This is a genomic window from Dongia sp. agr-C8, assembly GCF_054658695.1.
Window position 1 is genome coordinate 929,692 of record NZ_BAAGHZ010000002.1, and the last position, 20,573, is coordinate 950,264.

A 20,573-nucleotide genomic window follows, 5' to 3' on the forward strand; every position below is an offset into this window, starting at 1 on the left:
CCCAGTCCTCACCAGCCGCCGGTCCTCAGCCATTCCCGCACGTCGTCGAGCCGATCATTGCCCCAGAAGGGCTCGCCGTCGATGATGAAGAAGGGCGAGCCGAAGATGCCGCGGGCGATGGCATTCTCGGTCTCCGCCCGCAGCCTTTCCTTGGCCTCCGGGCTGCCGATCGCCGCCGTCACTGCCGCCGGGTCGAGGCCGATCTCCGCCGCCACCGCCGCGACCACGTCGGTCGGCGTGATGTTGCGCCCCTGCGCGAAGGCGGCGCGGTAGAGCGCCTTGGCGAGGTCGCGCGCTTTGGCCGGATCCTTGGCGTCGAGCCAATAGAAGGCCCGGCCGGCCGCCATGGTCGCCATCGGAAAACCCTCGGGCAGGACGATGGGCACGTGCATCTTGCGGGCCGTGCGTTCCATATCGCGCAAGTGATAGGGACCGCGCATCGGCTGCGAAACCAGCGGGCTCTGGCCGCTGCTCTTGAAGGCGACCCCGAGCAGGTAAGGCCGCCAGGCGACTTCGCGGCCGAACTCCTTGGCGATGTCGTCGATCCGATAGGAAGCGAGATAGCCGTAAGGCGAGGCGAAGTCGAAGTAGAACTCCAGCGCTTCGGCCGAGGCGGGCGCTACCATGGCAGGTTCTCGCCGCTGTAATTGAAGAACTGGCCGCTGATCCCGACTTTCAGCTTGTCGATCACCTTGCGGATGCCGGCGGCACTCTGCTTCACGTCCAGCGGCGCGCCGGCGCCGCCCATGTCGGTCCTGACCCAGCCGGGCGAGATCACCGCGACCGAGATGCCGCGCGAGCGCAGCTCGTTGGCGGCGGTCACCATCACCATGTTGAGCGCCGCCTTGGAGCTGCGATAGGCATAGGCGCCGGTGCTGGCATGGGTGCCGATCGAGCCCATGCCGCTGGTGATCGCGGCCACCTTCTTCTGCTGCGAAGCGGCGACATGCTCGACCAGGGCCTCGGTCAGCTTCAGGGGCGCGATGCTGTTGACATGCAGGGTCTGCAGCCAGGATTTCGTGTCGGTGTCGCCGAAACTCTCATAGCCGGTGAGCATGCCGGCGTTGTTCAGCAGCACGTCGATCGCCGTGCCCTTCAACGCCTTGGCGAGCGCCGCGATCTGCTTCTCGTCGGTGACTTCCAGCGCCTCGATGCGGATGTCGCCCTTGAGCGCCTTCAGGCCGTCGGCCTGCTTCGGATCGCGCGCGGTGGCGATGACCGACCAGCCGTCGCCGGCATATTGCTTGGCGAGCTCGAGGCCGATGCCGCGGTTGGCGCCGGTGATGAGGACGGTCGGCATGATCAGCTCCTAGCGCAGGAACAAGGTGGCAAGACCGAGGAAGGAGAAGAAGCCGAGGCAATCGGTCGTGGTGGTCAGGAACGGGCCGGCGCCGGTCGCCGGGTCGAAACCGAGCCGGTCCATGACCAGCGGGATGACAGTGCCGGCGAAGCCGGCCCAGACCATGTTGAAGATCATCGCGCCGGCCAGCACGAAGCCGAGCTCGACATGGCCGAACCAGAGCGCGCCAAGCGTGCCGAGGATCAGCGCGAAGATGCAGGCGTTCATGAAGCCGACCAGCAGCTCCTTGGCGATGATGCGCCAGACGTTGCTGTTGGGGGTGATCTCCTTGGTCGCCAGGGCGCGCACCGTGACCGTGATCACCTGCACGCCGGCATTGCCGCCCATGGCGGCGGTGATCGGCATCAGCACCGCGAGCGACGGATACTGGCCGATCGTGCCCTCGAAGCGGGAGATCACCACCGAGGCGATCAGGGTGTTGATCAGGGTCACGACCAGCCACTGCACCCGGCGGAACGCCGTGATGTGGGCGGGATCGTGGAAATCGGTGTCGCCGACGCCGACGATCGCCAGCAGGTCCTCCTCGGCCTCCTCGTCGATGACGCGCACCACGTCGTCCACCGTGACCACGCCGATCAGCTTGCCGCCGTCATCGACCACCGGCGCCGAAATGAGCGCGTATTGCCGGAACATGTAGGCGACGGCTTCCTGGTCCATGTCGGCCGGCACCAGGCGGAGCTCGGTCTCCATGATGTCGGAGAGATTGATGTCGCGCGGCGAGCGGATGGCGCGGCTCAGGGCCACCGAGCCGACCGGCTTGTGCAACCGATCGACGACATAGAGGCTGTAGAAGTCGTCGGGCAGCTCCTTGCTGTTGCGGAGGAAGTCGATGGTCTGGCCTACATTCCAGTGCAGCGGCACCGCAACCAGTTCGCGCTGCATCAGGCGGCCGGCGCTGTCCTCCGGGAAGGTCAGGCCCTGCTCGAGGACGACGCGGTCCTCCTGCGGGATGACGTCGAGGACCTGCTGCTGCCTCTCCTCGTCGAGATTCTCGAGGAGCTCGACCGCGTCGTCGGAATCGAGCTCCGAGACGACCTCGGCCAGCTCCTCCGGCTTCATCCCGTCCACCACCTCCTCACGAAGCGTGTCTTCGAGATGCGAGATAGTCTCCGGCTCGATCACATGCTTGGTGATCTCGAGGAAGAGGCGCCGCTCCTCGGGATCGAGATGCTCGATCAGATCGGCGACATCGGCCGGGTGCAGCGGCTCGATCAGCGCCTCGACCTGCGGAATGTCGGCTTCGGCGAGCGCCGCCTTGATGTTCTGCAAGAGCTCCTGCGACGGGCCGTAAAGCTCTTCCTCGTCCACGGTCTCGACGACCGGGGCGCGTTCGACGTCGTTCGGCTGGGTTTCCGGGTTCAAGAAGCGGATCCGCTGCGGCCGGCTTCCGCCGCCGACCGCTTCTCGTGGCCGTCCTGCGCCTCGACGACCGCGATCGCCGTCATGTTGACGATGCCGCGCACCGTCTGCGTGGGCGAGAGCACGTGCACCGGCTGCGCCGCGCCCAGGAGAATCGGGCCGATCGAAGTGCCCTGGCCGAGCAGGCGCAGCAGGTTGAGCGCGATGTTCGAGGCGTCGAGATTCGGCATGACCAGGAGATTGGCCTTGCCGGAGAGCCGCGAGCTCGGGAACAGCCGCGCGCGGATCTGCTCATCGACCGCGAGGTCGGCGCGCATCTCACCCTCGACCTCGAGCTCGGGGTCGCGCTGCAGCACCAGGCCCAGCGCGCGGCGCATCTTGCGCGCCGAAGCCGAGGTGTCGGTGCCGAAGTTGGAATGCGACAGCAAAGCCGCCTTCGGCACGATGCCGAAGCGCCGGATCACCGCCGCGGAATGGATCGTGATCTCGGCGATCTCGTCCTCGGTGGGGTCGGGATTGGCCTCGGTGTCGGCGAGGAAGAAGGTGCCGGTCGGCAGGATGATCGCGGTCATCGCCGCGAAGGAGCGGCTGCCCGGCGCCTTGCCGATCACCGCGCTGACGTGCTCCAGATGCCGGTGGAAGCGGCCGACCGTGCCGCAGAGCATGGCATCCGCCTCGCCGCGGCGGACCATCAGCGACGCGATCACCGAGGGCCGCGTGCGCACGATGTCGCGCGCCACATCGGGCGAGACGCCGCGCCGCTCGGTCAGGCGATGGTAGAGCGTCCAGTATTCCTTGTAGCGGTGATCGTTCTCGGGATCGACCAGATCGAAGTCGCGGCCCTCCTGCAGCCGCAAGCCCAGCCGCGCGATGCGCTTCTGCACCACCGAGCGCCGGCCGATCAGGATCGGCTTGGCCAGGCCCTCGTCGATCGCGGTCTGGGCCGCGCCCAGCACCCGCTCCTCCTCGCCCTCGGCATAGACCACGCGCTTCGGATCGCGCCGCGCGCGGTCGAACAGCGGCTTCATCACCAGGCCGGAACGGAACACGAATTGCTGCAGGCGTTCCTTATACTCCGCCCAATCGGCGATCGGGCGCGTCGCGACGCCGCTCTCCATCGCGGCCTTCGCAACCGCCGGGGCGATCTCGACGATGAGGCGCGGGTCGAACGGGCGCGGTATCAGGTATTCGGCGCCGAATTGCAGGCTCTCCCCACCATAGGCCGATGCGGCGACGTCGGAGACCTCGGCGCGGGCGAGGCGCGCGATCGCCTTCACGCAGGCGATCTTCATCGCCTCGTTGATCGCGGTGGCACCCACATCCAGCGCGCCGCGGAAGATGTAGGGGAAGCAGAGGACGTTGTTGACCTGGTTCGGGAAGTCCGAGCGGCCGGTGGCGATCACCGCTTCCGGGCGGATCGCCTTCACTTCGTCCGGCATGATCTCCGGCGTTGGGTTGGCCAGCGCGAAGACGATCGGCCGGTCGGCCATGCTGGCGACCATTTCGGGCTTGAGCACGCCCGGCGCCGAGAGGCCGAGGAAGATGTCGGCGCCCTTGATAGCATCGGCCAGGGTGCGCGCATTGGTCTTGCGCGCATAGCGGTCCTTGCGCGGGTCCATCAGCTCCTTGCGACCCTCATAGACCACGCCGGCGATGTCGCTGACGACGATGTTGTCGATCGGGAAGCCGAGGGCCACCAGGAGATCGAGGCAGGCGAGCGCGGCGGCGCCGGCGCCGGAGGTCACCAGCTTCACCCGGTCGATCGGCTTGCCGACGACCTCGAGCCCGTTCATCAGCGCGGCGGCGACGATGATCGCGGTGCCGTGCTGGTCGTCGTGCATCACCGGAATCTTCATCCGCTGGCGCAGCTTGCTTTCGATCTCGAAGCATTCCGGCGCCTTGATGTCCTCGAGATTGATGCCGCCGAAGGTCGGCTCCAGGCTGGCGACGATATCGACCAGCTTCTGGGGATCGGTCTCGGCGATCTCGATGTCGAAGACGTCGATATCGGCGAATTTCTTGAACAGGACCGCCTTGCCTTCCATCACCGGCTTGGCGGCCAGCGGGCCGATGGCACCCAAGCCCAGCACGGCGGTGCCGTTGGTCACGACGGCGACCAGGTTGGCCCGGCTGGTGACCTCGGCGGCGGCGGCGGGATTTTCGACGATGGCCTCGCAGGCGGCGGCGACGCCCGGCGAATAGGCCAGCGCCAGGTCGCGCTGATTGGCCAGCGGCTTGGTTGGGATGATGGCCAATTTGCCCGGCTTGGGCAGGCGGTGATATTCGAGCGCGGCCTCTTTCAGGCTGTCATCCGCCATCCGTTCCTCGACCCCATTTCTTTGGAGAATCTGGATAGTGCTTTGGGAGGACAGCATATAGCGGAGGAACCCGCGCGCGCTACAGCGGCGGGATCTCCCACTTCCGATATCAGCTTTGCACTGAAGGGATTGGTGCGGTCGAGAAGACTCGAACTTCCACGGGTTGCCCCACAGCGACCTCAACGCTGCGCGTCTACCAGTTCCGCCACGACCGCAGCGGGGGCTCGGAGCACCGATGCCCCTTGCCTAATCCAGGCCGGGGGAATAGCAAATCGCCCGTGCCCAAGCAAGCGGAAAGCACCCCCGGAATGGCCCCTGGAAGACCCTCGGCCCAACCCGCCCAATCCGCGCTGGAATGGCGGATTTCGGCGGGTTTGGTCGATTACCCCGCCGCCCTGGCCGAGATGGAGGCCAGGGCCGCCGCGATCCACGCCGGAACCGCGCCGGAACAGGTCTGGCTGCTGGAGCATCCCCCGCTCTACACCGCCGGCACCAGCGCGAGACCCGAGGACCTGCTGCTGCCGGAGGCTTTGCCGGTCTACAAGGCCGGCCGCGGCGGACAGCTCACCTATCACGGGCCCGGACAGCGGATCGGCTACGTGATGCTCGACCTGGCGGCGCGCGGCGGCGATCTCCGGCGCTATGTCCACGACCTCGAGGACTGGATCATCCGCAGCCTTGCCTGCTTCGGCGTGAAGGGTGAGCGGCGCGATGGCCGGATCGGCATTTGGGTGGCGGGCGAGGACGGGCGCGAGGACAAGATCGCCGCCTTGGGCGTCCGGGTTCGCCACGGTGTCACCTTCCACGGCATCGCCATCAACCGCGATCCCGACCTCGCGCATTTTGCCGGCATCGTCCCCTGCGGGATCCAGGAAAGCGCCACCCAGCCCTTCGGCGTCACTTCGCTGGCGAAGCTCGGGAAATCGGTCACGCAGGCCGAGCTGGATGCGGCGCTGCAGAGGAGCTTCGGCACGGTCTTCGGCTGAGCCCCGCGACACCGCGTCGCGCCGCGCCGTGTCACAGTCCCCGCCACCTTCGTTCGGCCTATCCTCATGGGAAAAGCCTTTCAGGGGAGAACGTCCATGGAGCGACGGGCACCGCCGAAGGAAATGACCGCCATGATGCTGACGCTGGCGGTCGATCCGGAGAAGATGGCCACCGACTGGGGCCGCGTCCAGCTGCAGCATGCCGTGAAGCGCTGCGAGGACTGCAAGACGCTGATGACCTGCCGCTATTGGCTGACGGATGTGCATCGCGATCCGCGCGCCTTCCGCAACTTCTGCCCGAATGCCGGGATGTTCGAGCGCTTCCGCGGCGACCGCCGCAGCAAGGCGCGGTAGCTCCCGCATCGCACCGAGTTTGTGGCACCCCCTCCCAACCCTCCCCCGAAGACGGGGGAGGGCTTTGCATGGCGCTTGCCTTCTCCCTCCCCCGTCTTCGGGGGAGGGCTGGGGTGGGGGTGCAACTGAAGACTCTGTCCGAACTAAACCGTCGGCAGCTGGCGGAAGCCGGCCTCGGCCCTCTCTGCTTGCGGCGTGATCTCGACGTCGGTCACGCGCGCCGACGGCGGGCCTTGCCGGCAGGCTTCGATGAGGTCGTCCACCTGCGCTATCGGTCCGGAGACCAGGGCTTCCACGCTGCCGTCGCGGCGGTTGCGGACCCAGCCGTCGAGGCCGCGTTGCGTTGCCTCGCCCACGGTCCACCAGCGATAAGACACGCCCTGCACGCGGCCGCTGATGACGAGGCGTACGGTCTTCGACCCGGCGGGAAGATCCGCCGTCATCTCAGGCGAACTCGAGGATGATCTGATCGACCGCCAGGCTGTCGCCAGGCTTCGCATGAAGCTTCGCCACCTTGCCATCGCGCTCGGCCTTCAGAATGTTCTCCATCTTCATCGCCTCGACCACCGCGAGCGTTTGCCCGGCCTTGACCTCCTCGTCGGGCGTGACCGCGAGCGACACCAGCAGGCCCGGCATCGGCGAGAGCAGGAAGCGCGACATGTCGGGCGGCAGCTTTTCCGGCATGAAGGCGTCGAGCTCGGCGGCGCGGCTGTTCAAGACCATGACCTTGCAGCTGGCGCCGCCCTGGGTCACGCGATAGCCGACACCGTTGCGGTCGATCTGCACCGTGATCGGCCTTCCGTCGATGCGACCCTGGTAGAGCGGGTCGCCGAGCCTCCAGGCGCTCAACACCTCGCGGCTGCTGTTGCCGCCGACCACCGCGAAGCCGTCGGCGGTTTCCACCACCGAGACTGCGTGCGGCACGCCGTCCAACTTCACCACCCAGTCGCCGCCGACCTTGCTGCCCTTGGCCTGGAAATGCGGGGCGCGGGCATGGGCGCGGCGCTCGTAGAGGTGATGCACCGTGGCGATCACCGCGACCAGGTCCGCCGTCGAGTCCGGATCCGGCGTGACACCATGAAAGCCGTCCGAGAACTCCTCGGCGATGAAGGCGGTGGAAAGCCGGCCGGCCTGGAAGCGCGGATGCCCGGCGAGCGCCGAGAGGAAGGGAATGTTGTGGTTGAGGCCGCGGATGTAGAAGGCGTCGAGCGCCTCGCGCATCGCCGCCACCGCCGCCGGGCGATCGGCGCCGTAGGTCACCAGCTTGGCGATCATCGGGTCGTAGAACATGCTGATCTCGGCGCCTTCATAGACGCCGGAATCGACGCGCACCGAAGGGCCGGCCGGCGGCTCGACATAGCGGATCAGCCGGCCGGTCGAGGGCAGGAAGTTGCGGAACGGATCCTCAGCATAGACGCGGGCTTCCAGCGCCCAGCCCTTCAGCCGGACATCCGACTGTCTGAGCTTCAGCTTCTCGCCGGCTGCGATGCGGATCATCTGCTCGACGAGGTCGAGGCCGGTCACGAGCTCGGTCACCGGATGCTCGACCTGGAGCCGGGTGTTCATCTCCAGGAAGTAGAAGTTGCGCTTCTGGTCGACGATGAACTCGACCGTGCCGGCGGACTTGTATTTGACCGCCTTGGCGAGGGCGACGGCCTGCTCGCCCATGGCGGTGCGGGTCTTCTCGTCGAGGAAGGGGCTCGGCGCCTCCTCGATCACCTTCTGGTGCCGGCGCTGGATCGAGCATTCACGCTCGCCGAGATAGAGGCAGTGGCCGTGGCCGTCGGCCAGGACCTGGATCTCGATATGCCGCGGCTGCTCGATGTATTTCTCGACGAAGACCCGGTCATCGGCGAAGGAAGAGCGCGCCTCGTTGCTGGCAGAGCGGAAGCCTTCGCGCGCCTGGGCGTCGTCATGGGCGATGCGCATGCCCTTGCCGCCGCCGCCGGCCGAGGCCTTGATCATCACCGGATAGCCGATCTCGCGCGAAACCTTCACGCAATGCTCGGCGTCCTTGATCACGTCGAGGAAGCCCGGGACCATGCTGACGCCGGCCTCTTTCGCCAGCTTCTTGGATTCGATCTTGTCGCCCATCGCATGGACCGCATGCGGATCCGGGCCGATGAAGGTGATCTTCGCCTTCTTCAGCGCCTCGGCGAATTTCACGTTCTCCGACAGAAAACCGTAGCCGGGATGGACCGCCTCGGCGCCGGTCTGCGCGCAGGCGTCGATGATCTTCTCGATCTTGAGATAGCTCTCCGCCGCGGCGGCCGGGCCGATCGCGACGGCTTCGTCGGCCTCGCGCACATGCAGCGCATCGGCATCGGCCTCGGAATAGACCGCGACGGTCTTGATGCCCATGGCCCGCGCCGTGCGGATGACCCGGCAGGCGATCTCGCCGCGGTTGGCGATGAGGATTTTCTTGAACATTAGACAGCGCCACGCTTAGAGAGTTTTTCGGCCCCCCGCTCGTCACGCCCGGGCTTGGCCCGGGCATCCACGAGTTTCTTGCCCGAGGAACGCAGGGGTCCCCGGGCCAAGCCCGGGGATGACGACCAAGTAGAAGGGACCAGCGTCATCAGCATCACAGCGGGATGTTGTCGTGTTTCTTCCAGGGATTCTCGAGCTGCTTGTCCCTGAGCATTGCGAGCGAGCGGCAGATCCGTTTCCGGGTCGAGTGCGGCATGATCACGTCGTCGATGAAGCCGCGGGCGCCGGCCACGAAGGGGTTGGCGAACTTCTCGCGGTATTCGTCGGTGCGCTCGGCGATCTTCTGCTTGTCGCCCATATCGGCACGGAAGATGATCTCGACCGCGCCCTTCGGGCCCATGACCGCGATTTCGGCGGTCGGCCAGGCGAAGTTGACGTCGCCGCGGATGTGCTTCGAGCTCATGACGTCGTAGGCGCCGCCATAGGCCTTGCGGGTGATGACGGTGACTTTCGGCACCGTGGCCTCGCCATAGGCGAAGAGCAGCTTTGCGCCATGCTTGATGATGGCACCGTATTCCTGCGCGGTGCCGGGCAGGAAGCCCGGCACGTCGACAAAGGTGACGATCGGGATGTTGAAACAGTCGCAGAATCGCACAAAGCGCGCGGCCTTGCGGCTGCTGTCGATGTCGAGGCAGCCGGCCAAGACCATCGGCTGGTTGGCGACGATGCCGACGGTCTCCCCGCCCATCCGCGCCAGCCCGATCACCATGTTCTTCGCATAGTCCGGCTGGATCTCGAAGAAGTCGGCCTCGTCCACGACCTTCAGGATCAGCTCCTTCATGTCGTAGGGCTTGTTGGGGTTGAGCGGGACCAGGGTATCGAGCGAAAGCTCGTCGCGGTCGATCGGATCGGCGGTCTCGCGCGCCGGCGCCTTCTCGCGATTCGAGGACGGCACCAGGTCGATGAAGCGCCGCAGTTGCAGCAGCGCCTCGACGTCGTTCTCGAAGGCGAGGTCGGCGACACCGGATTTCTGCGAATGGGTGAGTGCGCCGCCGAGCTGCTCGTGGGTGACGTTCTCATGGGTCACCGTCTTCACCACGTCGGGGCCGGTGACGAACATGTAGGAACTGTCCTTCACCATGAAGATGAAGTCGGTCATCGCCGGCGAATAGACGGCGCCCCCGGCACAGGGTCCCATGACCAGCGAGATCTGCGGCACCACGCCCGAGGCCATGATGTTCTTCTGGAACACGTTGGCATAGCCGGCGAGCGAGGCGACGCCTTCCTGGATGCGGGCGCCGCCGGAATCGTTGAGGCCGATCACGGGCGCGCCGACCTTCATCGCCTGGTCCATGACCTTGCAGATCTTCTCGGCATGGGCCTCCGAGAGCGAGCCGCCGAAGACGGTGAAGTCCTGGCTGAAGACGAAGACCAGCCGGCCGTTGACCGTGCCGTAGCCGGTCACCACGCCGTCGCCGGGCACGCGCTGCTCCGCCATGCCGAAATCGACCGAGCGGTGCTCGACGAACATGTCCCATTCTTCGAAGGAATCGGCATCGAGCAGCAGCTCGATCCGCTCGCGGGCGGTCAGGCGGCCCTTGGCATGCTGGGCCTGGACCCGGCGCTCGCCGCCGCCGGCCCGCGCCGCCGCCCTCTTCTCCTCCAACCGGCGAAGGATTTCCTGCATCGAACCATCCCCCCAGGACTCGCGGCGGGCTCAGGAGCCCTTATTTTGCCGCAGGTGCGAAATCCCCTTAGCAGAAAGGTTTAGCCTGTGCCAGTCGCCAACAGATCGAGAAACCGCCGTGCGGCAATCAGGTCCGCCTTTTGGCCGGCCCGGCGCTTTTCGGCCTCCGGGTCGATGCCCCAGCGTTCGGCCTGGTAGAGCTCGTCCAATTGCGCCGCCTCTGCCGCGGCTTCGGGGCTGATCCGGCCCTCCAGGACCGCCAGCCCGATCGCCAGCGAGCCCGCCGCGCCGGTCATGACCCCAAGGGCGGTGAGCCGCAGGTCGTCCTGGGCGGCGACCGCACGGGTCAATGCCGCCAAGGCCTGGCCGGATTGGGGGATCGCCATCACGCCCGCGGCCTTCTGCAAGGAAACGTCGTAGCGCTCGCGCAGCCAGTCGATCAGTGGATCCCAATGGGCGGCCTGGCGCTGGACCAGCTCGTCCGGTCCCTCGGCACGGTAGCAAACCAGGTCGGTCGCCGCATAGCCGGCGGTCTCGGCGATGATGCGGCCGCGGTCGGGCGCCACGCGGTCGATCGCGGTGCTGGCGAGCTGCATCAGCGGCATCGTGTCCGGCTTGACCTTGGTCTCCTGCGCGTTCCATTCGGCGGCGATCGCCTCGGCCAACGCGCGGCTGGGCAGCCCGAGCGGATTGCGCGCCGGGGTCTTCACCAGCTTGCCGTCGAGCGCGATGCGCCAGACGTCACCGTCGGCCAAGACGGTGGCTTCCTTGTAGAAGCGGCGGGCGACGTCCACGCTCATGGATGTGTCGTCAGTTGCCGAACAGGCTCTTGCCGAGATCGTCGATCGCCTGGCCGGCGGCTTCGCCCGCCTTCTTGGTGGCGTCGAGCGCATCCTCGCCCAACTCCTGCGCACCCTGGCCGATGCCCTCGCCCGTGGTGTTGAGGCCGTCGATGATCTTGTCGCCGGCGGACGGGACCGAAGACTGCTTCGCCTTCGCGCCGGCCGCGGCCGCGCCGACACAGGGATTGTCGCCGGAGCCGCTGCTTGCGCCGACACCGGTCAGCGAGGAAAGCACGCCGAAGGTGGCGGTGTTGGCGGTGCGCGCGGCGAAGTCCGCGGTATTGCCGACCGCACCCATGGCATCGGGCGAGACGGCGGGATGGGCCAGCGTGCCGCCGACATTGATCGGCACCGCGAGGTTCGCGAGGTTGGTCTGCTTCGAGTTGCTGTCGAAGTGGAGATGCAGGGTTTCGTCCCGGAGATTGATGTCGCCGGTGCCGACGACGGTGACGCCCGGCGTGTCGAGCACCAGAGACTTCGCCCCGGCGATGCCATCGACCGCGGCGAAATCGGTGACCATGCAATTGACCTTCGCCGCATTCGCGGTGCCGCCGAAGGTCACCAGCTGGAAGAGATCGGCGAACATCAGCCGCGCGAAATCGTTGTTGATGGCGCCTGATCCCATCTCAAGATGGAGTCCGCCGTTCCAGCCCGCCATCAGATCGCGCAAGGACGTCCCGGGGCCCTGGACCGCGGCCTCGAGATTGATTCGTCCCGCGGTGACCGCGCCGCCCATGCCCATGGCATCGAGCAGCGGCGCACCGTCGACATTGTTGGCGCGCAAGCGCGCCTCGACCGTCGCGGGCTTGGCCGCGCCGTTCACATTCGCGGCAAGGCCGAGCGTGCCGTCGCCGAGGCCGGCGGTCAGCGTGGTGATCTTGAGCGCGCCGGATTGCAGCGTCCCCTCGCCGACCAGGTTGTCGAGCGTTGTCGCGCCCAGGATCGCGCGCTGCACATTGAGGTGGAACTGGCCATCGAGGTCCTGCAGCGGGGTCAGATCCCAAGGCTCGGCGGAGAACACCTTGCCGTCGCCGGGCGAAGCCGACTTCTGCGCGTCGGGCTTCACGCCGAAATCGGCGAGATCGAGATGGCTCGACGCCAGGTTGGCGTTGATCGCGACCGGGGTCTTCGCCGGATCGACCTCGATACGGCCGGTGAAATCCGTGCCGCCGACCTTGCCGGCCAGGCCGTCGAACACGAACTTGCCGTCCGGATTGGCGATCTTGGTGCGGAGCTGATAGGCGCCGAGCGGCGGCAGCTTCGCCTCGAACAGGGCGCCGAGATCGGAGGCGGCCTTGCCGGCCAGGGTCAGCTCGAGGTTGATGCCCTTCAAGGAAGCAGGATCCTCGACCTCGCCCTTGACCGCAAGATCGCCGCCGGCAATCTGCCCGGTGGCGTTGATCGGCAGGGGACCCTGGGTGAAGTTGGCCAGGGTGCCGGTGATGCCCTTGAGGCTGATCGGCATGGTGTCGACCTTGCCGTCGATGGCGATGGCGAGGTTGCCGATGGCGTCACTCGGCGCCATGGTCAGCTTGTCGACCGCGAAGGTCCGCGTCTTGCCGGTGACGCCGTTATGCCAGCGCAGCTTGGCGTTCTCGATCGCCACCTGGCTGATCTGCGGCAGCGGCGCCGAGCTGCTGCCGCCGGTCGTCGGCGTGCCCATGACCCAGTTGCCGAGACCGTCCTTGTTGGTCTCCAGCAGGATATCGGCGCCGACCAGGCGCACCTGCTTGATCTGGATCTGGCTGGAGAGCAGCGGGATCAGGGCCACATCGGCTTCGAGCTTCTCGAGCTTGAGCATTTGCGGCTCGGAGCCCCAATCCGCGTTGCGGAACGAGACCTGGTCGATTTCCAGATGCGGGATCAGCGAGATCGCGACCTTCACATCGCCGGCCAGGACCAGATCGCGCCCGGTCGCCGCCTTGACCTGCTGGGCCACGAGATCCTTGTAGCTGTTGAAATCGACCGACTGGAGGATGGCGAATACGGCGGCCGCACCGCCCACCACCACGATAGCCGCTCCGGTCAGGAGGCGCTTGATCCGCATTAACGAGGCTCCGCTCTTCAGGGCGGCGATTTTACCGGTTCGTGGAGAGCGATTGCAAACAGTGGATCAATTCTGACGGGTGTTTCAGGACCGCATTCGCCCCGGCGGCGTGCAATTCCTCGACCGCATGGTAGCCCCAGCCGACCCCAATGGCGGTCGCGCCTGCGGAACGGGCCATTTCGATGTCGAAGGTGGTGTCGCCGATCACCACGGTCTCGTCCGGATCGACGGCGGTTTCGGCCATGGCCCGCAGCACCATATCCGGGTCCGGCTTGGACCGGCAGTGGTCGGGGGTCTGCAGGGTATGGAAGCGGTCCCGGAGCCCCAATTCGTCGAGGGTGTGCTTCAGCCCGACCAGATTCTTGCCGGTGGCCACGCCGAGGAAGATTTCGGGCGCGTTGAGGGCGTCGATCAGCTCCCGGATTCCGTCGAACAAGGGCTCGTGCAATTCGGCCCGGCTCCGAAGGTCGCGGACGATCTCGCGATAGGCATTGGCCAAGTTGGCGATCATGACCGGGTCGTCGCTCTCCAGCACCCGGGCGACCCCGATTTCCAGGGTGAGACCGACCTGGCGGCGGATCTGCTCGGGTGTCGGTTCGGGCAACCCGTAACGGCGCCAGGCCGCGATCATGCCGGCCACGATGTTGTGCTGGCTGTCCACCAGCGTCCCGTCGCAATCGAAGACCACCAACCGATAACGCCCCAGGTCGGTCATTTCTTGGTCTCGAGACCGGCGAAGGGATCGCCCTCGGTTTCCGCGGAGAAGCCGAAGAACTTCCAGGTCGCCTTCATGTGCGGCGGCAAGGGCGCGGTTGCCTCGATCCAGCCCTTGCGCGGATGCGGGATCTTGATCGAGCGGGCATGGAGATGAAGCTGGCGCGGCAGGTTCTCGCGGGCGAGATGCGCTGCGACGCCGCCATACTTGCCGTCGCCCAGGATCGGCGTGCCGAGGATGACGCAATGGGCGCGCAGCTGGTGGGTGCGGCCAGTCTCCGGCATCAGCGCCACCCAGGCGGCGCGGTTGCCGGCGCGCTCGATCATGGCGTAGCGCGTCACCGCATGTCGGCCTTCCTCTTCGTCGATGCCGACCCGCTCGCCATATCCGCCGGCCTGTTTCGACAGCGGCGCGTCGATGGTGCCGCGGTCCGGCTTCGGGATACCGACCACCACCGCCCAGTAGACCTTGCGCGCCGACTTGTGTCGGAAGGCTTCGGCGAGTTCGCGCGCCGCCTTGGCATTCCGCGCGAGCACCAGCACGCCGCTGGTATCCTTGTCGAGCCGGTGCACCAGGCGCGGCCGTTCCGCCGCCTCGAATTTCAGGCTGTCGAGCATGGCATCGAGGTTCTTGTCGAGGCCGGTGCCGCCCTGGACCGCGAGGCCGGCCGGCTTGTCGATCACCAGCACGTCGGCGTCCTTGTAGAGCACGGCGTCGCGCAGGATCTTGGCGTCTTGTTCGGAAACGACCTTCGGCTTGGGGATGCGCGGCTTGTCCACGTCCGGCGCCGGTGCGATCGGGGGCACGCGAACGATCTGGCCGGCTTCCACGCGGTCGCTGGCCCTGGCGCGCTTGCCGTCGAGGCGGATCTGGCCGGTGCGCAGCAGCTTCTCCAGGCGGCCATGGCCGATCTCGGGGAAATGCTTCTTGAACCAGCGGTCGAGCCGCTGCTCGCCGTCATCCGCGGCAATAGTGACTTGCTGAACGCCGGCCACGCTCAGGCGGCCTGGCGGTCGCGCTTCAGCCAGTTGAGAAGCTGCTCGCTGCTCATCAGGTAGACGCCGATTTGCGCGAGTTCGTCGAGGCCGGCATCGGTCGCGCCCGAGATGGCGTCGGTGGCGAGGACGATGCGGAAATCCCGGTTGGAAGCGGCGTAGACCGTGGAGCGGGGCGAGGTCGGGAAATCGGTGCCGCAAAGAACGATGGTGGTGATGCCGAGGGACTTCAGGTGATCTTCGAGCGGAGTCTGGAAGAAGGCGGAGAGGCGCGGCTTGTAGCAGAGCCACTCGCGATGGCCGATCTCCTGCAGCTTGCCGTCGAGCAGGAGTTCCGGCTCGAGGCGCTGGCCGAGACTCGGCTTCAACTCATCAATCAACTCGGCGCCCGAGGTGCCCGGCATGACGATGCGCTGGCCGGCTTCAATCGCCGCGCGATGGCAGAGATCGACATTGGAACCGTTGCAGCGGTAGAGCCGAAGCGTGTGCACGATCGGCGCACCGGCGCCGCGGAAGGCATCGATCAGGCGACGCATCGCGGGGATGGTGGAGAGCGCACCGGCGACCGTCGCCGGCGAATTGGGAAGAACGAAATCGCGCTGCGCGTCGATGGTGACCAAGGCCACCCGTTCGCGCTCCGGCGCCAGATACTCTTTCATACTGCCCCGAACCTCTTCGAACGGGCTCTCCCCAGATGAGCCCAACCTCAATTCGCCGGAACCCTAGCCTCAGGTCCGAAGGGCTGACAAGCCCAGCCGGTGCATGGCTCAAGCGACTGCCATGCAAGGCTTTTTGTCTTGCTCAACGTCAGATAACTTCCCGGCGACCATGGGCACGTTTCGTGCCGTTCAATCGTTGTTCTCGGCGCCACGCTTGGGTCGCCCGTCGGTTGCGCGCTGCGCACGGAGACGATCCCAGTATTCGAGGCGCTTGACGATCTCGCGCTCGAAGCCGCGTTCCTTGGGCTGGTAGAAGCGGCGCCGCGCCATGCCTTCAGGGAAGTAGTTCTGACCTGAAAAGCCCTCGGCGGTGTCATGATCATATTCATAGCCCTTGCCGTAGCCGATCTCCTTCATCAGCTTGGTCGGCGCGTTCAAGATATGCTTGGGCGGCATGAGAGAGCCGGTCTCTTTCGCGGCGCGAATGGCTTCCTTGTAGGCGGTATAGGCCGCGTTCGACTTGGGCGCGGTGCCGAGATAGATGACGCAATGGGCAATGGCGAGCTCGCCTTCCGGCGAGCCCAAGCGTTCATAGGTGTCCCAGGCGGCGATGGCTTGCGGCAGCGCGTTGGGATCGGCGATGCCGATATCCTCGACCGCGAAACGCACCAGGCGCCGGGCGATGTAGAGCGGATCCTCGCCGCCCGCCAGCATGCGCGCCAGCCAATAGAGCGCCGCATCGGTGTCGGAGCCGCGCAGCGACTTGTGCAGCGCGCTGATGAGGTTGTAGTGGCCCTCCTGCGCCTTGTCGTAGAGCGGCGCCCGCTTCTGCACCGCCTTGGCGAGGGCGGCGGGATCGAGGATCTTTTCGGGCGGGAGCCGAAACAACTCCTCCGCCATGTTGAGCAGATAGCGGCCGTCGCCGTCGGCCATGGCGCGGACCGCGGCGCGGGCGTCGGCATCGAGCGGCAGGCGCTGGTGCATGGTCGCCTCGGCGCGGGCCAGAAGCTGCTCCATCGCCGCATCATCCAGGCGATTGAGCACGAAGACCTGGCAGCGCGAGAGCAGCGCGCCGTTCAGCTCGAAGGAGGGATTCTCCGTGGTGGCGCCGACCAGCACCACGGTGCCGTCCTCGACATAAGGGAGGAAGCCGTCCTGCTGCGCGCGGTTGAAGCGGTGGATCTCATCGACGAAGAGCAGGGTCCCCTCGCCCATCCGCCGGCGCTCGCGCGCGGCCTCGAACACCTTCCTCAGATCCGCGACGCCGGAGAAGACCGCCGAGAGCGGCTCGAAGGCGAGGTTGACGTCCTCGGCCAGCAGCCGCGCCATCGTGGTCTTGCCGCAGCCGGGCGGACCCCAGAGGATCATCGACGAGATCTGGCCGTTCTTCAGCATGCGGCCGATCGGCGCCTCGGGGCCGATCAGATGGTCCTGGCCGACCACCTCCTCGAGCTTGCGCGGCCGCAAGCGGTCGGCCAATGGCCGCGGCGCGTTCTGCTCGAAGAGGCTCACCACCTCAGTGCACCTCGAAGGTCTTGGTCTGCCCGTTGCGGCTGACGGTCAGGGTCCAGTCGTCGGCCGGCTGGGACAAGGCAGCCACCGCGTCCGCGACCGAATAGACGTCCTTGCCGTTGATCTTGATCAAGAGATCACCGGGCTCGAGGCCGAGCTTGTCCGGGTAGGAGCCGCGGCGGATCTTGGCGATGGCGACGCCCTTCCAATCGCTGACGCCGAGCTCGTCGCTGACCGCCGGCGAGAGGTTGACCACCACCGCGCCGTTCAGCGGCTGCTCGCCCTTGAGCTCGGTTTCGTCCCGGGCCGGCTCTTCCGGGGCCTCGATCAGCTTCACCGGCAGATCGAGCTCCTTGCCCCGGCGGATGACATTGAGCGCGGCGGTGCCGCCGACCTTCTGGGTCGCGAGCCGGAAGCGGAGGCCGCCCGGATCGGCGATGCTGCGGTCGTTGACGCCCACGATGACGTCGCCCGGCTGCAGCCCGGCGCGATCGGCCGGGCCCATGGGGTAGACCTGCTGCACCACCACGCCGCCCGGGTGCTTCAAGCCCATGCTGGCCGCGATATCGGCGGTGAGCGCCTCGCCGGAGACGCCGATCCAGGGCTGCACCAGCTTGCCCCCCGTCGCCTCGGCATCGACGATGCGCGCCACCATGTTGGAGGGGATGGCGAAACCGATGCCGATGCTGCCCCCGGTCTTGGAATAGATCGCGGTATTGATGCCGATCAACCTGCCGTCGGTGCCGATCAGCGCGCCGCCGGAATTGCCCGGGTTGATCGCCGCGTCGGTCTGGATGTAGTAGCCGTAGTCGCCGACGCCGATATTGGTGCGCGCCAGCGCCGAGACGATGCCCATGGTGACGGTCTGGCCGACGCCGAACGGGTTGCCGATCGCCAGCACCAGGTCGCCGACATTGATGTCGTCGGAATCCTTGAGCTCCAGGGTCGGCAGGACCTCGCCCTTGGTGTCGATCTTCAGGATGCCGATGTCGAACTTCTCGTCGGCGGCGATCACCTCGGCCGGAAACTCGCGGCCGTCGGAGAGCACCACCCGGATCTCGTCGGCCTTGGCGATGACATGGTTGTTGGTGACGACCAGCCCGTCCGCCCGCACAATGACGCCGGAGCCGAGCGAGTTCTGCACCCTTTCGCGCGGCTGCTGCTCGCCGAAGAACTGCTGGAAGAAGGGATCGTCGAAGAACGGCGACGGCCGCTCCTTCACCACGGTGCGGGTGAAGATGTTCACCACGGCGGGCGCCGCCTTCTTCACCAGCGGCGCGAAGGTCAGCTCGATCTGGGTCTTCGATTGCGGCACCGCCTCCTGCGCGAGGGCGGGGGTCGCGAGGATGAGGGCCAGGGCGAGAGAGGCAGCAAGTCGCAGCATCGTTTCTTCTTTCAGTCCTGCATGATCGGCCGCAGCTTCAAGGCCCTCACCCCAACCCTCTCCCTACGGGCGAGGGGGCTCACCGAGCGCTCGCTGGCAGCGAATTGGAAGGTTGCTGCGACAGCGTCCCCTCGGTGAGCCCCCTCGCCCGTAAGGAGAGGGACAGGGTGAGGGTCTTGCCACAGCGGGCATCTTATCAAGTGGATACGCGCCGCCAAAAAGCAAAAGGGCGGCACCATCGGCGCCGCCCCTTCACGACTTCGGTTCCGGAAGCTTCGCCTTACGCGGCTTCGGCTTCCTCGCCCTTCTTCTCCGCGGTCGGGCCGGAATCCTGGCCCTTGGCGGCGGGATCGCGGTCCACGAACTCGATGATCGCCATCGGCGCCGCGTCGCCATAGCGGAACCCGGCCTTCAGCACCCGGGTGTAGCCGCCCGGACGACCCTTGTAGCGGTCGGCCAGCACGGTCAGCAGCTTGGTGGCCAGCGCTTCGTTCTGGAGGTGAGAGATCAGCTGGCGGCGGGCATGGAGGCCGCCGCGCTTGCCGAGGGTGACCAGCTTCTCGACGATCGGACGCAGGTCCTTCGCCTTCGGCAGGGTGGTCTTGATCTGCTCATGCTTCACCAGGGCCTGGGCCAGGTTCATGAACAGCGCCTTGCGATGGCTCTTGGTCCGATTGAGCTTACGCCCGGACATTCCGTGACGCATGGTTCCTCTCCTCTCTCACTGGCCTTCCGTCGTCTGCTGACGGCAAGGCCGATTGCGGGACCCGAGGGCCGGGACAAACGTGATGTCCTGTACACCGGGTTCGGGCCGGATGGCCCTGTTCGGAAAACTCAGGCTCAGTACGGCTCGTCGAGCCGCTTGGCCAGTTCCTCGATGTTCTCGGGCGGCCAGTTCGGGATTTCCATACCGAGATGGAGACCCATCTGCGCCAGCACTTCCTTGATCTCGTTCAGCGACTTTCGGCCGAAGTTCGGGGTGCGGAGCATTTCCGCCTCGGTCTTCTGCACCAGATCGCCGATGTAGACGATGTTGTCGTTCTTCAGGCAGTTGGCCGAACGGACCGACAGCTCGAGCTCGTCCACCTTCCTGAGCAGGTTGCGGTTGAACGGCGGCTCGGAGGTGCGCTCCTCCGCCATGACCGTGGTCGGCTCTTCGAAGTTGATGAAGAGCTGGAGCTGGTCCTGCAGGATGCGCGCGGCGATCGCCACCGAATCCTCCGGAGTCATCGCACCGTTGGTCTCGATCTGCAGCGACAGGCGGTCATAGTCGGTGACCTGGCCGACGCGGCTGTTCTCGACCTTGTAGGAGACCTTGCGGACCGGCGAGAAGATCGCATCGACCGGGATGAGGCCGATCGGCGCGTCTTCCGGACGGTTCTGCGAGGCGGCGATGTAGCCCTTGCCGGTGTTGACCGTGAACTCGATCGCGAGATTGGCACCCTGGTCGAGGGTACAGAGCACGAGATCCGGGTTCAAAATCTCGATGTCGTGACCCGCTTCGATCTGGCCGGCCTTCACTTCGCCCGGACCCTGGGCCTTCAGGCGCATGCGCTTCGGGCCGTCGCCGGACATCCGCAGCGCGATCTGCTTGATGTTGAGGACGATGTCGGTCACGTCCTCGCGGACACCCGGGATCGAGGAGAATTCGTGCAGCACGCCCTCGATATGCACCGCGGTCACCGCGGCGCCCTGCAGCGAGGACAGCAGCACGCGGCGCAGCGCGTTGCCGAGGGTGAGGCCGAAGCCCCGCTCCAGCGGCTCGGCGACGATCGTGCCGTGGCGCTTGGCGTCGCCGGCGGAATCGACCTTCTTGTTCGGCTTGATCAGCTCGGTCCAGTTCTTCTGAATCACGTTATTCGTCCTTTCGCATCGAGCCCCGCAGCCATCCAATCGCTCGGGCGCTCTAAATTCGAAAAGCGGAC

Annotated in this window: 18 protein-coding genes and 1 tRNA gene; 2 read left to right on the forward strand and 17 right to left on the reverse strand. The window is 66.5% G+C overall.

The genetic code is table 11. The features are described 5' to 3' along the window. Positions 1-8: 8 nt before the first annotated feature. From ACYQ4T_RS11905 to ACYQ4T_RS11925, 5 genes are all read right to left on the reverse strand, one after another. On the reverse strand, positions 9-626 hold the full coding sequence (locus ACYQ4T_RS11905) for a DsbA family protein (protein WP_459854141.1): 618 nt from the start codon (positions 624-626) through the stop codon (positions 9-11). Further along, positions 620-1,300: an SDR family oxidoreductase gene (locus ACYQ4T_RS11910; protein WP_459854144.1), complete on the reverse strand. Its 681-nt coding sequence runs from the start codon at positions 1,298-1,300 to the stop codon at positions 620-622. Before ACYQ4T_RS11910 ends, ACYQ4T_RS11905 begins: the two co-directional genes overlap by 7 nt. 9 nt (positions 1,301-1,309) lie before the next feature. Beyond that, positions 1,310-2,722, reverse strand: coding sequence for a magnesium transporter (mgtE, locus tag ACYQ4T_RS11915; protein ID WP_459854146.1), 1,413 nt, complete (start codon positions 2,720-2,722; stop codon positions 1,310-1,312). Further along, on the reverse strand, positions 2,719-5,037 hold the full coding sequence (locus tag ACYQ4T_RS11920) for an NADP-dependent malic enzyme (protein ID WP_459854149.1): 2,319 nt from the start codon (positions 5,035-5,037) through the stop codon (positions 2,719-2,721). The genes mgtE and ACYQ4T_RS11920 overlap by 4 nt, the downstream gene beginning before the upstream one ends. Positions 5,038-5,167: 130 nt before the next feature. Next, a tRNA-Leu gene (locus ACYQ4T_RS11925) sits at positions 5,168-5,252 on the reverse strand. 93 nt (positions 5,253-5,345) lie between these two features. Between ACYQ4T_RS11925 and lipB the strand changes: the two genes are divergently transcribed. Together lipB and ACYQ4T_RS11935 are read left to right on the forward strand one after the other, a co-directional pair. Next, the gene (gene lipB, locus ACYQ4T_RS11930) at positions 5,346-6,023 is read left to right on the forward strand and encodes a lipoyl(octanoyl) transferase LipB (RefSeq protein ID WP_459854152.1); all 678 of its coding nucleotides are present in this window, start codon (positions 5,346-5,348) and stop codon (positions 6,021-6,023) included. Between the two features lie 96 nt (positions 6,024-6,119). Beyond that, positions 6,120-6,377 (forward strand): DUF6455 family protein, encoded by a 258-nt coding sequence (locus ACYQ4T_RS11935; RefSeq protein WP_459854155.1) that lies wholly within the window; start codon positions 6,120-6,122, stop codon positions 6,375-6,377. A gap of 143 nt (positions 6,378-6,520) precedes the next feature. Here ACYQ4T_RS11935 and ACYQ4T_RS11940 read toward each other — a convergent pair whose 3' ends face one another. From ACYQ4T_RS11940 to ACYQ4T_RS11995, 12 genes are all read right to left on the reverse strand, one after another. Beyond that, positions 6,521-6,820: an acylphosphatase gene (locus ACYQ4T_RS11940; RefSeq protein WP_459854158.1), complete on the reverse strand. Its 300-nt coding sequence runs from the start codon at positions 6,818-6,820 to the stop codon at positions 6,521-6,523. A 1-nt stretch (position 6,821) separates the two neighbouring features. Then, positions 6,822-8,807, reverse strand: a complete 1,986-nt coding sequence (locus ACYQ4T_RS11945; RefSeq protein ID WP_459854160.1) for an acetyl-CoA carboxylase biotin carboxylase subunit — start codon at positions 8,805-8,807, stop codon at positions 6,822-6,824. A 154-nt stretch (positions 8,808-8,961) separates the two neighbouring features. Next, complete coding sequence (locus ACYQ4T_RS11950) at positions 8,962-10,494, reverse strand: acyl-CoA carboxylase subunit beta (protein WP_459854162.1); 1,533 nt, start codon at positions 10,492-10,494, stop codon at positions 8,962-8,964. Between the two features lie 80 nt (positions 10,495-10,574). Continuing rightward, positions 10,575-11,294, reverse strand: coding sequence for an ATP12 family chaperone protein (locus tag ACYQ4T_RS11955; RefSeq protein WP_459854164.1), 720 nt, complete (start codon positions 11,292-11,294; stop codon positions 10,575-10,577). Positions 11,295-11,304: 10 nt separating this feature from the next. Then, entirely contained in the window at positions 11,305-13,383 is a 2,079-nt protein-coding gene (locus ACYQ4T_RS11960) for an AsmA family protein (protein WP_459854166.1), read from the reverse strand. A gap of 31 nt (positions 13,384-13,414) precedes the next feature. Further along, on the reverse strand, positions 13,415-14,098 hold the full coding sequence (locus ACYQ4T_RS11965; protein WP_459854169.1) for an HAD-IA family hydrolase: 684 nt from the start codon (positions 14,096-14,098) through the stop codon (positions 13,415-13,417). Next, the gene (locus ACYQ4T_RS11970; RefSeq protein ID WP_459854172.1) at positions 14,095-15,093 is read right to left on the reverse strand and encodes an RluA family pseudouridine synthase; all 999 of its coding nucleotides are present in this window, start codon (positions 15,091-15,093) and stop codon (positions 14,095-14,097) included. The genes ACYQ4T_RS11965 and ACYQ4T_RS11970 overlap by 4 nt, the downstream gene beginning before the upstream one ends. Positions 15,094-15,095: 2 nt before the next feature. Beyond that, on the reverse strand, positions 15,096-15,752 hold the full coding sequence (locus tag ACYQ4T_RS11975) for a cysteine hydrolase family protein (RefSeq protein ID WP_459854174.1): 657 nt from the start codon (positions 15,750-15,752) through the stop codon (positions 15,096-15,098). 189 nt (positions 15,753-15,941) lie between these two features. Continuing rightward, on the reverse strand, positions 15,942-17,267 hold the full coding sequence (locus ACYQ4T_RS11980) for a replication-associated recombination protein A (protein WP_459854177.1): 1,326 nt from the start codon (positions 17,265-17,267) through the stop codon (positions 15,942-15,944). A 1-nt stretch (position 17,268) separates the two neighbouring features. Further along, a complete protein-coding gene (locus ACYQ4T_RS11985; protein ID WP_459854180.1) occupies positions 17,269-18,648 on the reverse strand; it encodes a Do family serine endopeptidase in 1,380 nt (459 codons plus the stop codon). 280 nt (positions 18,649-18,928) lie between these two features. Next, positions 18,929-19,354 (reverse strand): 50S ribosomal protein L17, encoded by a 426-nt coding sequence (gene rplQ / locus ACYQ4T_RS11990; RefSeq protein WP_459854183.1) that lies wholly within the window; start codon positions 19,352-19,354, stop codon positions 18,929-18,931. Between the two features lie 134 nt (positions 19,355-19,488). Continuing rightward, on the reverse strand, positions 19,489-20,502 hold the full coding sequence (locus tag ACYQ4T_RS11995) for a DNA-directed RNA polymerase subunit alpha (RefSeq protein ID WP_459854185.1): 1,014 nt from the start codon (positions 20,500-20,502) through the stop codon (positions 19,489-19,491). Positions 20,503-20,573 lie beyond the last annotated feature (71 nt).